11 protein-coding genes and 1 pseudogene are annotated in these 13412 nt (G+C 69.3%); 11 read left to right on the top strand and 1 reads right to left on the bottom strand.

The window, feature by feature from the left end; genetic code table 11:
* Together MFF30_RS18790 and MFF30_RS18795 are read left to right on the top strand one after the other, a co-directional pair.
* A pseudogene (locus tag MFF30_RS18790) lies at positions 1-202 on the top strand (TetR/AcrR family transcriptional regulator); the annotation flags it as partial.
* A 43-nt stretch (positions 203-245) separates the two neighbouring features.
* Positions 246-1232 (top strand): CobW family GTP-binding protein, encoded by a 987-nt coding sequence (locus MFF30_RS18795; protein WP_238281000.1) that lies wholly within the window; start codon positions 246-248, stop codon positions 1230-1232.
* 6 nt (positions 1233-1238) lie between these two features.
* Here MFF30_RS18795 and MFF30_RS18800 read toward each other — a convergent pair whose 3' ends face one another.
* Complete coding sequence (locus tag MFF30_RS18800; RefSeq protein WP_238281001.1) at positions 1239-2927, bottom strand: methyl-accepting chemotaxis protein; 1689 nt, start codon at positions 2925-2927, stop codon at positions 1239-1241.
* Between the two features lie 514 nt (positions 2928-3441).
* Between MFF30_RS18800 and MFF30_RS18805 the strand changes: the two genes are divergently transcribed.
* The 9 genes from MFF30_RS18805 to ftsZ form a co-directional block, all read left to right on the top strand.
* The gene (locus MFF30_RS18805) at positions 3442-4608 is read left to right on the top strand and encodes an FtsW/RodA/SpoVE family cell cycle protein (RefSeq protein ID WP_238281002.1); all 1167 of its coding nucleotides are present in this window, start codon (positions 3442-3444) and stop codon (positions 4606-4608) included.
* Entirely contained in the window at positions 4605-5714 is a 1110-nt protein-coding gene (gene murG, locus MFF30_RS18810) for an undecaprenyldiphospho-muramoylpentapeptide beta-N-acetylglucosaminyltransferase (protein ID WP_238281003.1), read from the top strand. Before MFF30_RS18805 ends, murG begins: the two co-directional genes overlap by 4 nt.
* 63 nt (positions 5715-5777) lie before the next feature.
* Complete coding sequence (gene murC / locus MFF30_RS18815) at positions 5778-7193, top strand: UDP-N-acetylmuramate--L-alanine ligase (protein WP_238281004.1); 1416 nt, start codon at positions 5778-5780, stop codon at positions 7191-7193.
* Positions 7194-7200: 7 nt separating this feature from the next.
* Positions 7201-7737: an endonuclease domain-containing protein gene (locus MFF30_RS18820; RefSeq protein ID WP_238281005.1), complete on the top strand. Its 537-nt coding sequence runs from the start codon at positions 7201-7203 to the stop codon at positions 7735-7737.
* A complete protein-coding gene (murB, locus tag MFF30_RS18825) occupies positions 7734-8672 on the top strand; it encodes a UDP-N-acetylmuramate dehydrogenase (RefSeq protein ID WP_238281006.1) in 939 nt (312 codons plus the stop codon). The genes MFF30_RS18820 and murB overlap by 4 nt, the downstream gene beginning before the upstream one ends.
* A 297-nt stretch (positions 8673-8969) precedes the next feature.
* Positions 8970-9893: a D-alanine--D-alanine ligase gene (locus tag MFF30_RS18830; protein WP_238281007.1), complete on the top strand. Its 924-nt coding sequence runs from the start codon at positions 8970-8972 to the stop codon at positions 9891-9893.
* Positions 9860-10837 (top strand): cell division protein FtsQ/DivIB, encoded by a 978-nt coding sequence (locus MFF30_RS18835; RefSeq protein WP_238281008.1) that lies wholly within the window; start codon positions 9860-9862, stop codon positions 10835-10837. The genes MFF30_RS18830 and MFF30_RS18835 overlap by 34 nt, the downstream gene beginning before the upstream one ends.
* A 66-nt stretch (positions 10838-10903) precedes the next feature.
* Positions 10904-12226, top strand: coding sequence for a cell division protein FtsA (gene ftsA / locus MFF30_RS18840; protein WP_238281009.1), 1323 nt, complete (start codon positions 10904-10906; stop codon positions 12224-12226).
* A gap of 119 nt (positions 12227-12345) precedes the next feature.
* The coding region (ftsZ, locus tag MFF30_RS18845) for a cell division protein FtsZ (protein ID WP_238281010.1) at positions 12346-13412 on the top strand (1067 nt) is incomplete at its 3' end.

The following is a 13412-nucleotide window of genomic DNA, read 5'->3' on the forward strand; positions in this document are numbered from 1 at the left end:
CGCCGAGGGGGTGGCGGCCGGGAGCGTGCGCGTGTCCGCCGAGCCCAGGGCCACGGCCCGCATGGTCGTCGCCGCCCTCGAAGGGGCCCTCCTGATGGAGCGCCTGCTGGCGGGGCCGGAGGGCTTTCGCGGAACCCTGGCGGCGCTCTGCGACGGACTGCGGCCCGCCGGGGTTTCATCCGGCAGGACTGATACAATATAACAGGCCGCAGCGACGCCTCGCGCGCCTTCGACGAAGAGCCTCCATGTCAGACAGCCCGAACGCCGCCTCGGCGAAGATCCCCGTCACCGTGCTCACCGGCTACCTGGGGGCTGGCAAGACGACGCTCCTCAACCGCATCCTCACCGAGAACCACGGCAAGCGCTACGCCGTGATCGTCAACGAGTTCGGGGAGATCGGCATCGACAACGACCTCATCATCGGCGCCGACGAGGAGGTGTTCGAGATGAACAACGGCTGCGTCTGCTGCACCGTTCGTGGTGACCTCATCCGCATCATGGACGGGCTGGTGAAGCGGCGCGGCAAGTTCGACGCGATCATCGTCGAGACCACGGGGCTGGCCGATCCCGCCCCCGTCGCCCAGACCTTCTTCATCGACGAGGACGTGGGCGCCGCCGCCCGCCTCGATGCTGTGGTGACCGTGGCCGACGCCAAGTGGCTCTCGGACCGGCTCAAAGACGCGCCCGAGGCCAAGAACCAGATCGCCTTCGCGGACGTGATCCTGCTCAACAAGGCCGACCTCGTGGAGGAGGCGGATCTCGCCCGGGTCGAGGGCCAGATCCGGGCGATCAACCCCTACGCGAAGGTCCACCGCACCGAGCGCTGCGCCGTGCCCCTTGAGGCGGTGCTGGAGCGCAACGCCTTCGATCTCGGCCGCATCCTCGACATCGAGCCCGACTTTTTGGAGGAGGGCCACCATCACCACCACGACGACGACATGCAGTCGGTCTCGGCCAAGATCGACGGCCCCGTCGACCCCGAAAAATTCATGCCCTGGATCTCGACCCTGACCCAGGTTCAGGGCCCGGACATCCTGCGCTGCAAGGGCATCGTCGCCTTCCCGAACGAGCCCCAGCGCTTCGTCTTCCAGGGGGTCCACCAGATCCTCGACGGCGACCTCCAGGGGCCGTGGAAGGACGGCGAGCCCCGGGTGTCCCGCGTGGTCTTCATCGGCCGCAAGCTCGACCCGGCGGAGATCCGCGCCGGGTTCGAGGATTGCCGGGCGGCCTGATCGACCTCAGGCGGCCTTCACGCCGGCCAGGAACGCCGACACTTCGTGCCCGAGGTTCTCGGAGTAGCGCGACAGTTCCTTCGCGGCACCGAGGACCTGGGTGGCGGCGGCCCCGGTGGAACTCGCTCCGGTCCGCACGTTCTCGATGTTGCTCGTCACTTCCTGGGTGCCCTGTGCGGCCTCCTGGACGTTGCGGGCGATCTCCCGGGTAGCTGCCCCCTGCTCCTCCATCGCGGCGGCAATGCCGTTGGAATAGGTCGACATGTCGGCGATGGTCTTGCCGATGCGGGTGATGTCGGACACGACCTCGCCGGTCGCGTCCTGGATCTGGCCGATCTTGGTACGGACGTCCTCCGTGGCCCGCGCCGTCTGCCCGGCGAGTTCCTTGACCTCCGTGGCTACCACGGCGAAGCCGCGGCCCGCCTCGCCGGCCCGCGCGGCCTCGATGGTGGCATTGAGGGCGAGCAGGTTGGTCTGGCCCGCGATGGTCGAGATCATCGAGACGACGTCGGTGATGCTGTCGGCGACCTCCGTCAGCCGCTTCACCGTGGTCTCGGTGCGGCGGGTGTCCTCCACGGCCTGGGTGGCGATGGCGGAGGACTGGCTCACCTGGGTCACGATCTCCTGGATCGATGCGGACATCTCCTCGCTGGCGGAGGCGACCGTCTGGACGTTGGCGGAGGTTTCCTCCGCCGCGGTCGCCACCGTGGTGGCCTGACGGATCGACTGGTCGGCGGTGGCCGAGAGCGACTGCGCGGTGGCCTCCATCTCGGTGGCGGCGCCCGCCAGTCCCTGGGTCAGGGTCGAGACGTTGGCCTCGAACCGCTCGGTCAACTCGCTGAGGATTTCCGCCCGGCGCATCTTGGTCCGGTTCTCCGCCTCCTGCTCCGCCGCGAGCCGGCGCGCATCGATCGCGTTGCGCTTGAACACCTCGAGAGCACGCGCGAGCAGGCCGATCTCGTCCTTCCGATCGGTGCCCGCGACGGCGATGTCGAGGTCGCCCGCGGCGAGCAGGGACATGGCGGCCGTCATGCCCTTCACGGGTCGCGTGATCCCCACCACGACGATGGCGACCGCAATGGCCAGCGCCGCCAGGAGGCCCATGACGGCGGAGCCGATCAGCAGCATCGACGCCGAGGAAGCGCGCTCTTCTGCGCGATCGCTGCTGGCCTTCAGCTCTTGATCGATGACGTCGATCCGCTGCGAGATCTCCTCGCGCAGTTTCGCGCGTAAGGGGGCGGCTTCTTCCTGCGCGATCTTCATTCCAGTCTCGTTGTCGTTCTTTAGGCCAGCGTCCGTCGAGCGGGCCAGGACGGCGAAATAGGTGTTCACCGCCTCCAGCAGCTTGGCGTTCCTCGCCACCCGTTCCGGCGAGTCGGCTAACGCCGCGAGATCCGCCTGAGATTCCAGCGTCGAGCGGATCGCCGCCTGCTGCCTGGTCGTGTAGCCGGCCATCTTCGAGGCGGACCTCTCCAGCAGGATGTTCCGGTTCTGGACGGCCGCTTCGGTCAGGCCGGCCTGCATTCTGAGAACATGACGCTGCCGCGCGGCTTGGACGTTCACGATCTCCCGGGTCTGAGCGGCGAGCGTGCCCATCGAGGAGCGTGCATAGGCCACGAGCCCGGCTGCCACCAGGAAGGTCAACGCCAGCGGAATCGTGATCTTGACGAGGAAGCTCAAATTTTTGAACGACATAGACGAATGGTCTCCTTCGCAAGATCTGCGGTGACGCAATTGTTATAGAATGCTCCGGCAGGCTTTAATGTGATATTAACGTCATCATTATTCGCATCGATTGTGGTCGTGCGGTGTAATTCAATAGTTATCTGAAGAATTATTTCGATTATTTGAGGTCTTGTCAGTTTTTCAGGCGGAGCCGGTCGCCCTGCGGATCGATCTCCGGTGTCGGACCCAAGTAGAATTCGGCGCGAAGACGCCGGGCTCGCGCGTCCCCAAGGTGTCGATCGCCGCATCCTATCCGAGACGACAGTCGTCGAAGACTTGCATGAACTGCGGATCGATCGTCCTGCGCCTGTCGTCGACAGACCTTGTGCCCTTCCCGTGGGTACGATGGCTGCGCGCGGTCGGGCCGGATGCAAGGATTGGTTTACCATTCCGGCACAGGATCGTTTCCGTGCCGGCCTGACGCTGCCGGTCGCGTTCGGCTGCCCCGTTCGGGCGCCGTGAGGCCCCGGAGAGTGCTGATCCCATGATGTCCCGCGCGGAACGCACGCCCCTGACGGATTGGTGGTGGACCGTCGATCGCGGCCTGCTCGCCGGGCTCGGCGCGCTCATGGTGGCGGGCCTCGTCTTTCTCATGGGCGGGGGGCCGCCGGTGGCCGAGAAGATCGGCCTGCCGACCTTCCACTTCCTCAACCGGCAGGCCCTCTACCTCGCGCCGACGATCCTGATCATCGTCGCGGTGTCCTTCCTGTCGCTGCGTCATATCCGGCGCGTGGCGCTCTTCACCTGGATGACGGGCGTCGCCCTGTGCATCCTGGCTAGCAAGTTCGGCCCGGAGATCAAGGGCGCGCACCGCTGGATCCAGTTCGGCGCCATCGGCATCCAGCCGTCCGAATTCGTGAAGCCCGCCTTCGTGGTGGTGGCGGCCTGGGCCTTCTCGGAGGGGGCGCAGCGGCGCGACATGCCGGGCGGATTTCTAGCGATCCTGCTCCTGCCGGTCACCATCGTGCCCCTGATCCTCCAGCCGGATTTCGGCCAGACCATGCTCATCACCATCGTGTGGTGCGCGCTGTTCTTCGTGGCCGGCCTGCATTGGTTCTGGGTGGCGGGCCTCGGCGCCGGCGGCCTCCTCGGCGTCGCCGCCGCCTACCGTTTCCTGCACCACGTTCGCGAGCGCATCGACCGCTTCCTGAACAGCGAATCGGGCGACAACTTCCAGGGCTTCTGGGCGCAGCAATCCTTCAATTCCGGCGGCTGGCTCGGCACCGGACCCGGCGAGGGCGTCGCCAAGCGCCACCTGCCCGACGCGCATACCGACTTCATCTTCTCGGTCACCGGCGAGGAGTTCGGCACCCTGGTCTGCCTCGGCCTCGTCCTGCTGTTCGCCTACATCGTGATGCGGGGCTTGAAGCTCGCGCGCCGCACCGACGACACCTTTTCGCGGCTGGCGATCACCGGGTTGACCACGCTGTTCGGGCTCCAGGCCTGCATCAACATGGCGGTGAACGTGCGCCTGATGCCCGCCAAGGGCATGACACTGCCCTTCGTCTCCTACGGCGGCTCCTCGCTGATCTCGCTGGCACTCGGCATGGGCTTCCTCGTGGCCTTGACCCGCAAGCGCCCCCGGACCACCACCCTGAGCCAGAAGCCGCCGGGCACCGCCCCGGCGACCATCGCCGGAGTGATGCGTTGACGGTCGCGACAGCCACGATCCTGCTCTGTGCCGGCGGCACGGGTGGACACCTGTTCCCCGCCGAGAGCCTGGCGCACGCCCTGCGCGCCCGGGGCGTGCGGGTCGTGCTGGCCACCGATGCCCGCGTGGATTCCATCGCCGCCGGCTTCCCGGCGTCCGAGATCGTCACCATCGCGTCGGCGACGCCGTCCGGCCGTTCCCTGATCAAGCGCGGAGCCGCGCTCCTCACACTCGGGCGCGGCTTCGGGGTCGCCGCCCGGCAGATCAAGCGGATCAACCCGGCCGCCATCGTGGGCTTCGGCGGCTACCCCACCGTGCCGCCGATGCTGGCGGGGCAGATCCTGCGCGTGCCGACCGTCCTGCACGAACAGAACGCCGTGATGGGGCGGGCCAACGCCTTCCTGGCGCGGGGCGCGCGCGCCATCGCCACCGGCTTCCGGGAGGTGCGCGGCGTGCCGGTGAAGGCGCTGGCGCCCCGGACCCATACGGGCAACCCCCTGCGCCCGGCGGTGATCGAGGCCGCGAAACGCGCCTACCCGCCGGTCGGCGCCGGCGCGCCCCTGCATCTCCTCGTGTTCGGCGGCAGCCAGGGCGCCCGTGTGATGGGCGAGGTCGTGCCCGCGGCCATCGCCAATCTGCCTGCCGACCTGCGCGCGCGTCTCCGCCTCGTGCAGCAGGTGCGGGCCGAGGATCTCACCCAGGTTCAGAACCTCTATCTCGGCCTGGGACTCGCCGGTTTCGAGGCGGCGCCCTTCTTCAAGGATCTGCCCGCCCGCATGGCCGCGGCCCACCTCGTCATCGGGCGCTCCGGCGCCTCGACGGTCTCGGAACTCGCCGCCATCGGCCGGCCCGCCATCCTGGTGCCGCTCCCCGGCGCCCTCGACCAGGACCAAGCGGCCAACGCCGCGACACTCAGCGTCATCGGTGCCGCGCAGGCGATCCCGCAGGCCGCCTTCACCCCGGATCGCCTCACCGCGGAACTCGTCGACCTCTTCACCAATCCCGAAAAATTGACCGCGGCGGCCTCAGCCGCCAAAAGCGCGGGAATTCACGATGCCGCCGAGCGGCTCGCCGACATCGTCGTGGCGACGGCGGCGCGCACCTGAACCCGTATCCCCCGCGAGCCGGGCCGCCCGGTTCCCGACGCCCCTGAAGACTGGTCCTGTTCCATGAAGCTGCCCGATAAGCTCGGCCCCATCCACTTCATCGGCATCGGCGGCATCGGCATGTCCGGCATCGCCGAAGTGATGCACAACCTCGGCTATACGGTGCAGGGGTCGGACGCCAACGACAACGCCAACGTGCGGCGGCTCTCCGAGAAGGGCATGCGCACCTTCATCGGCCATGAGGCCGCCAACGTCGAGGAGGCGGCCCTGGTGGTGGTCTCCACCGCGATCCGCCGCGACAACCCCGAACTCGTCGCCGCCCGCGAGCGCCGCCTGCCGGTGGTGCGCCGGGCCGAGATGCTGGCCGAGCTGATGCGCTTCAAGTCCTGCGTCGCCATCGCGGGCACGCACGGCAAGACCACGACGACCTCCCTCGTCGCCACCCTGCTGGACGCCGGCAACCTTGACCCCACCGTGATCAACGGCGGCATCATCAACGCCTACGGCACCAACGCCCGCATGGGCGAGGGCGAGTGGATGGTGGTGGAGGCGGACGAATCGGACGGCACCTTCCTCAAGCTGCCGGCGGACGTCGCCATCGTCACCAACATCGACCCCGAGCACCTCGACCATTTCGGCTCGTTCGACGCGGTCAAGGACGCCTTCCGGCGCTTCATCGACAACATCCCGTTCTACGGCTTCGCCGTGATGTGCATCGACCACCCGATCGTGCAGGATCTCGTCGGCCATATCGAGGACCGCCGCATCATCACCTACGGCGAGAACCCGCAGGCCGATGTCCGCCTCATCGACGTGGACCTGCGCGGGGGCATGAGCCGCTTCCGCGTGATGATCCGTGACCGGCGCCCGGGCTTCCGCATGGAGATGGAGGACCTCGTCCTGCCGATGCCGGGCAAGCACAATGCGCTGAACGCCACCGCGGCGCTGGCCGTCGCCCACGAACTCGGCGTCGAGCCGGAGGCGATCCGCAAGGCACTCGCCGGCTTCGGCGGCGTCAAGCGCCGCTTCACCAAGACGGGCGAGTGGAACGGCGCGCTGATCTTCGACGATTACGGACACCATCCGGTGGAGATCAAGGCGGTGCTCAAGGCCGCTCGCGCCTCCACCGAGGGCAACGTCGTCGCCATCGTGCAGCCGCACCGCTACACGCGCCTCGCCTCGCTGTTCGACGATTTCTGCACCTGCTTCAACGATGCCGACACGGTCATCGTCGCCCCCGTCTACGCGGCGGGCGAGGCACCGATTGAGGGCATGGACCGCGATGGCCTCGTCTCCGGCTTGAAGTCGCGCGGCCACCGCGACGCCATCGCGCTCCAGCGCTCGGAGGATCTCGCGGGGATCGTCGCGGGCCGTGCCAAGCCCGGCGACTACGTGGTGTGCCTCGGCGCCGGCAACATCACGCAATGGGCCTACGCCCTGCCGGGCGAACTGGCGGCCCTGGACGGCGTGCAGGCGTGAGGCAGCCTTGCGGGGAGCCTCGAAGGAGCGCACGCGCTTCCGCCGGACCTTGCGGGCCAACGAAACGGATGCCGAGCGCCGTCTCTGGGCTTGTTTGAGAGACCGGCGCCTCGCCGGCTTCAAGTTCGTGCGGCAGGAACAGATCGGTCCCTACATCGCGGACTTCACCTGCCGCGAGGCCAGGCTGATCATCGAGGCGGATGGTAGCCAGCACGCGGAGAACGCGCGCGATCAGGATCGGGACGCTTGGCTCCGTGAGCGCGGCTATCGCGTTCTGCGTTTCTGGAATTCGGACATCATGCAACAGACCGACCGCGTCACCGCGACGATCCTCGCCGCACTCCCCCCCTCTCCCCGCTCGCGGGGAGAGGACGCCGAACCCCTCGTTGGGTTCGGCGTGAGCCCGAAGGGCGAAGGTGAGGGGGGGCATCCGGAGGAGCCACGTCCTGCGGCGCCCCCTCACCCTCGCTCCGCTCGCCTCGGCCCCGACGAGGGGGCCGAGGCCCTCTCCCCGCAGGCGGGGAGAGGGGAGGTGCGCTCATGACCGCCTTCCCGGACATCACCCCCGACATCCGCGCCCGGGCGCCGCGCTTGCGCGGGCGGCTCATCGCCAACCAGCCGCTCTCGGACCTGACCTGGTTCCGGGTCGGCGGCCCGGCGCAGGTGCTGTTCACCCCGGCCGACGCGGAGGATCTCGGCCTCCTGCTGGCGGCCCTCGATCCGGAGGTTCCGGTGACGGTGATCGGCCTCGGCTCGAACCTCATCGTGCGCGACGGCGGCGTGCCGGGCGTGGTGGTGCGCCTCGGTGGCAAGGCCTTCGGCACGGTGGCGATCGACGGCGAGACCCTGCGAGTCGGCACGGCGGTGCCGGACATGCGCCTCGCCAAGGCGGCGGCCGAGGCTGGGCTCGACGGGCTCGCGTTCTTCCGCGGCATTCCGGGCTCGGTCGGCGGCGCGCTGCGCATGAATGCCGGCGCCCATGGCGGCGAGACCACCGACGTGCTGGTGGAGGCGCACGGCGTCGATCGCCGGGGGGAGGCGCGTCGCTTCAGCCATGCGGAGATGGGCTTTGCCTATCGCCATAGCGCCGCCCCCGACGACGTGATCTTCACGAGCGCCCTGTTCCGTGGTCGGCCCGGCGAGCGCGCCGCCATCGAGGCCGAGATGGAGCGGGTGACCGCGGCCCGCGAGGCGGCTCAGCCGATCCGCGAGCGCACCGGCGGCTCCACCTTCAAGAACCCGCCCGGGGGGAAGGCCTGGCAGCTCGTCGATGCCGCCGGCTGCCGGGGCCTCACGGTCGGCGGCGCGCAGGTCTCGCCGATGCACTGCAACTTCCTCATCAACCGCGACGGCGCCACGGCGGCCGACATCGAGGGGCTCGGCGAGGAGGTGCGCCGGCGCGTGCGCGAGACCTCGGGCGTCGAGCTGCACTGGGAGATCAAGCGCATCGGTCTCGCGGCGGATACCGCGAACGGATAGGGCATACCGGGCAGACGGCGGGTCCAGGGCGGTGCGCGGCAGGCGGTCATCGACCCGGCCGCTTTGACGGAGGCAAGACGCACATGATCGTGGATGTGGGCGAGCCCGAAGCGTTGTGGCCCGAGCGCGATGACCCCTTCCAGGCTTTCGACGAATGGGGCGGGCAGGCCGATGACGAGGCCTATGCCGACCTCTGAGGCGTTCCCCGCCGCATCGCGGCCGGACTAGGTTCGCCTCGTTTCATGACGACACTGACTGCTACCACCAGCGACCGACGCTTCACCCTACGGAGTCCCCATGTCCAAGCACGTCGCCGTCCTCATGGGCGGGTGGTCCTCCGAGCGGCCGGTCTCGCTGAATTCCGGCCATGCCTGCGCCGAGGCCCTGGAAGGGCAGGGCTTCCGGGTCACCCGGGTGGACGTCCAACCGGACATCGCCACGGTGCTGACGAATCTGCGTCCGGACGTGGCCTTCAACGCCCTGCACGGACCGGCGGGCGAGGACGGCACGATCCAGGGCCTGCTGGAGCTGCTGCGCATCCCCTACACCCATTCGGGCGTGCTCGCCTCGGCGCTGGCGATGCACAAGGAGCGTGCCAAAGTGGTCATGCGGGCGGCCGGCGTCAGCGTTCCGGAGGGCCGCGTCGTTAACCGTCATGAGGCCGCGAAGTCACACGTGCTGACGCCGCCCTACGTGCTGAAGCCGGTGGCCGAGGGCTCCTCCATGGGGGTCATCATCGTGCGCGACGGACGCTCCCACCCGCCCCAGGAAGTGGGCCGGGAGGATTGGAGCTATGGTGATGAAATCCTTGCGGAAACATATGTCGCCGGACGCGAGCTGACCTGCGCCGTAATGGGTGACAAGGCCCTCGGTGTGATCGAGATCAAGCCGGCCTCAGGAGAGTGGTACGACTTCGACGCGAAGTACGCCGAGGGGGGCTCGATCCACGTCCTCCCGGCAGAAATTAAACCAAATCTTTACCAGCGTGTCCAAGAGTTGTCGTTAACGGCGCATCAAGCACTCGGGTGCCGGGGCATCAGCCGTGCGGACCTTCGCTACGACGACACACCGGGAGGAACCGGTGCCCTCGTCGTCCTGGAGGTCAACACGCAACCCGGCATGACGAAGACGAGCCTGGTGCCGGAGATCGCAGCCCACGCTGGCTTTAGTTTCGGTGAGCTCGTCCAATGGATGGTGGAGGACGCAACGTTGGGCCGGTAGGGGCCGAAGGTCCGCACGGCGGCCAAGGCCAGGGTCTCCTGGGCCCGGCCGCCGGCACGGTCGCCTCCGTCCGCGCGGCGCTCGCCGCGCGCCTGCGCCGCTTCACGCCGCCGGGCCGCCGCTCGCGCCTCGCCCTCCCGATCGAGCGGCGGGTTCCGCGCCACCTCGGCACGGCCGCGGTCTCGGTCTCCTTCGCGGCCCTGGCGCTCGCTGGCTTCGTCGGCAGCGGCGCCTATGACCGCTTCGTGGCCGAGCACGGCCGCCCCCTCGACATCATGGCGCGGCTGGCCGGCTTCGGCGTCGAGCGCGTCACCATCTCGGGCATCGCCCGGCTCTACGAGCGCGAAGTGCTCCAGGCCGCCGGCATCGATGGTCACTCCTCGGTGGTGTTCCTCGACGTGGCGGAGGCGCGCGAGCGCCTGCTGGCGGTGCCGCTGATCGCCAGCGCCTCCGTGCGCAAGGTCTACCCGAACGAGATCGTCATCACCCAGGTGGAGCGCGAGCCCGCCGCCCTCTGGCAGCGCAACGGCGAGATCGCCGTGATCGCCGCCGACGGCACGGTGATCGACCAGATGCGCGACGACCGCTACGCCGCCTTGCCTCTCGTGGTCGGCGACGACGCCAACCTCAAGCTCAAGGATTACCTCGCCCTGATCGAGGCGGCGGGCACGCTCGCCGAGCGCGTCAAGGCCGGCACCTACGTCTCCGGCCGGCGCTGGACCCTGAAGCTCGACGGCGTCGACATCCGCCTGCCCGAGACCGGCGCGACCGAGGCTCTGGCGCGCCTCGTCAAGCTCGAGCGCGACAACCGCATCCTCGAGAAGGACATCATCGCGGTGGACCTTCGCATGCCGGACCGGGTGGTCGTCCGCCTCACCGAAGAGGCGGCCGCGGCCCGCGCGGAAGCCCAGAAGAAGCCGAAGGCCAAGGGAACCAGCACATGAGCCGCACGATCCGTCCGGCGCAGCGCGCTCACCTGTCCCGCCTCACCTCCGTCACCCGGTAGCCCGATGCACGATCAGCACGGCCTCACCCCACGCCTGAAGCCTCTCTCCGCCCGGCGCAGCACCACCCTCTCGGTGCTCGACATCGGGACGAGCAAGGTCGTCTGCCTCATCGCGGAGCTGCAGCCGGCCGAGGCGCTCACCACCCTGCGCGGGCGCACCCACTTCGCCCGCATCATCGGCATCGGCCACCAGCGCTCGCAGGGGCTCAAGGGCGGTGTCATCGTCGATCTCGAATCGGCCGAGGCCGCCATTCGCCAGGCGGTCCATGCCGCCGAGCGCATGGCCCGGGTCGAGGTGCAGTCGGTCATCGTCAACATGTCCGGTGGCCGCATCGGCTCGCAGCATTTCGAGGCCCGCGTGAACACCCGCACCGGCACCGTCACGGGCACGGATGTGGAGCGGGTGCTGGAGACCGCCTCGGCCCATGGCGTCAGCCCCGGCCGCGCCGTGCTCCACGCCCTGCCGACCGGCTACGCCATCGACGGTCAGGGCGCGGTCATCGACCCGTCGGGCATGATGGGGGATGCGCTCGGCGTCGACCTCCACGTGGTCACCGGCGAGGCGGCCGCCGCCCGCAACCTCATGCTCGCCGTCGAGCACTGTCATCTCGGCGTCGAGGCGGTGATCGCCACCCCCTACGCCGCCGGCCTCTCGGCTCTGGTCGACGACGAGGCCGAGATGGGCGTCGCCGTGGTCGACATGGGCGGCGGTACCACCAGCGTCGGCGTGTTCTCCGGCGGCCACCTCGTCCACGTGGACGCGGTGGCGGTGGGCGGCCACCACGTCACCATGGACATCGCCCGCGGCCTCTCCACCCGGGTCGCGGCGGCCGAGCGCCTCAAGACCCTCTATGGCTCGGCCATCGCCACGGCCTCCGACGAGCGCGACATGATCGCGGTCCACGGGGTCGGCGAGGACGAGGGAGACGCGCCGACCCACGTGCCGCGCTCGCAGCTCGTGCGGATCATCCGCCCGCGCGTCGAGGAGGTGGTGGAACTGGTGCGCGACCGCCTGCGCGCCGCCGGCTTCTCCGCCCAGGCCGGGCGCCGCGTGGTGCTCACCGGCGGCGCCAGCCAGCTCGTCGGCCTGCCCGAGGTGGCCCGCCGGGTCATGGAGGGGCAGGTCCGCATCGGCCGGCCCCTCGGCATCCGGGGCCTGCCCGAGGCGGCCAAGGGGCCCGCCTTCTCGGCGGCGGTGGGCCTGCTGGTCTACCCGCAGGTGGCGCATGCGGAACATTTCGAGCCGCGGGGGCACGGGGCCTTCGCCGGCACGGGGACGGACGGCTACCTCTCGCGCGTCGGACGCTGGATCCGCGAGAGCTTCTGAGACGACCGCCGGCATGCCCCAAACCCCGCGGGGTGGGCGTGGACGGCCAGACGAGAATCGGCGCCTCCCTCAACCCGAGGCGTCAAATGAAACGTGAAAGGCACGAGAGGCTCGACACCATGGCCATCAGTCTGCAGGCGCCGGATATCCGGGAACTGAAGCCCCGCATCACCGTCTTCGGTGTCGGCGGAGCCGGCGGCAACGCCGTGAACAACATGATCGAGTCGGGCCTTCTGGGCTGCGAGTTCGTGGTCGCCAATACCGATGCCCAGGCGCTCACCTCGTCCAAGGCCGAGCGCGTGATCCAGATGGGTCTCAGCGTGACGCAGGGGCTCGGCGCCGGCTCGCACCCCGAGGTCGGCTCGGCTGCGGCCGATGAGGTCATCGACGAGATCCGCGACCAGCTCTCGGGCGCCCACATGTGCTTCATCACCGCCGGCATGGGCGGCGGCACCGGCACGGGTGCGGCCCCGGTCATCGCCCGCGCGGCGCGTGACATGGGCATCCTCACCGTCGGCGTCGTGACGAAGCCGTTCCAGTTCGAGGGTATGCGCCGGATGCGCACGGCCGAGGCCGGCATCCAGGAGCTCCAGGCCGCCGTCGACACCCTCATCGTGATCCCGAACCAGAACCTGTTCCGGGTCGCCAACGAGAAGACCACCTTCGCCGACGCCTTCGCGATGGCCGACCAGGTGCTCTACTCGGGCGTCGCCTGCATCACCGACCTGATGGTCAAGGAAGGCCTAATCAATCTCGACTTCGCCGACGTGCGCGCGATCATGCGCGGCATGGGCAAGGCCATGATGGGCACCGGCGAGGCCTCGGGCGAGAACCGCGCCAACCGGGCGGCGGAAGCGGCCATCGCCAACCCGCTTCTCGACGAAGTCTCGATGAAGGGCGCGCGCGGCCTGCTGATCTCGATCACCGGCGGCAACGACCTGACCCTGTACGAGCTCGACGAGGCTGCCACCCGCATCCGCGAGGAGGTCGATTCCGAGGCCAACATCATCCTCGGCGCCACCTTCGACGAGAGCCTCGACGGCATCATCCGGGTCTCGGTGGTCGCCACCGGCATCGAGCCGGCCCTGATCGCCGCCAACTCCCAGAACAACCCCGACATCGTGCAGACCGAGCAGCGCATCGCCGAGGTCGCCGAGCGTCTGCGAGCGGAAGCGAGGGCGCGGGC

The organism is Methylobacterium goesingense (assembly GCF_022179225.1).
Classification (GTDB): Bacteria; Pseudomonadota; Alphaproteobacteria; order Rhizobiales; family Beijerinckiaceae; genus Methylobacterium; species Methylobacterium goesingense.

Bases quoted from the DNA above. Each gene is read 5' to 3' on its own strand.
- MFF30_RS18795 (WP_238281000.1), top strand. From the start codon at position 246: ATGTCAGACAGCCCGAACGCCGCCTCGGCGAAGATCCCCGTCACCGTG.
- MFF30_RS18800 (WP_238281001.1), bottom strand. From the start codon at position 2,927: ATGTCGTTCAAAAATTTGAGCTTCCTCGTCAAGATCACGATTCCGCTG.
- MFF30_RS18805 (WP_238281002.1), top strand. From the start codon at position 3,442: ATGATGTCCCGCGCGGAACGCACGCCCCTGACGGATTGGTGGTGGACC.
- murC (WP_238281004.1), top strand. From the start codon at position 5,778: ATGAAGCTGCCCGATAAGCTCGGCCCCATCCACTTCATCGGCATCGGC.
- murB (WP_238281006.1), top strand. From the start codon at position 7,734: ATGACCGCCTTCCCGGACATCACCCCCGACATCCGCGCCCGGGCGCCG.
- MFF30_RS18830 (WP_238281007.1), top strand. From the start codon at position 8,970: ATGTCCAAGCACGTCGCCGTCCTCATGGGCGGGTGGTCCTCCGAGCGG.
- MFF30_RS18835 (WP_238281008.1), top strand. From the start codon at position 9,860: ATGGATGGTGGAGGACGCAACGTTGGGCCGGTAGGGGCCGAAGGTCCG.
- ftsA (WP_238281009.1), top strand. From the start codon at position 10,904: ATGCACGATCAGCACGGCCTCACCCCACGCCTGAAGCCTCTCTCCGCC.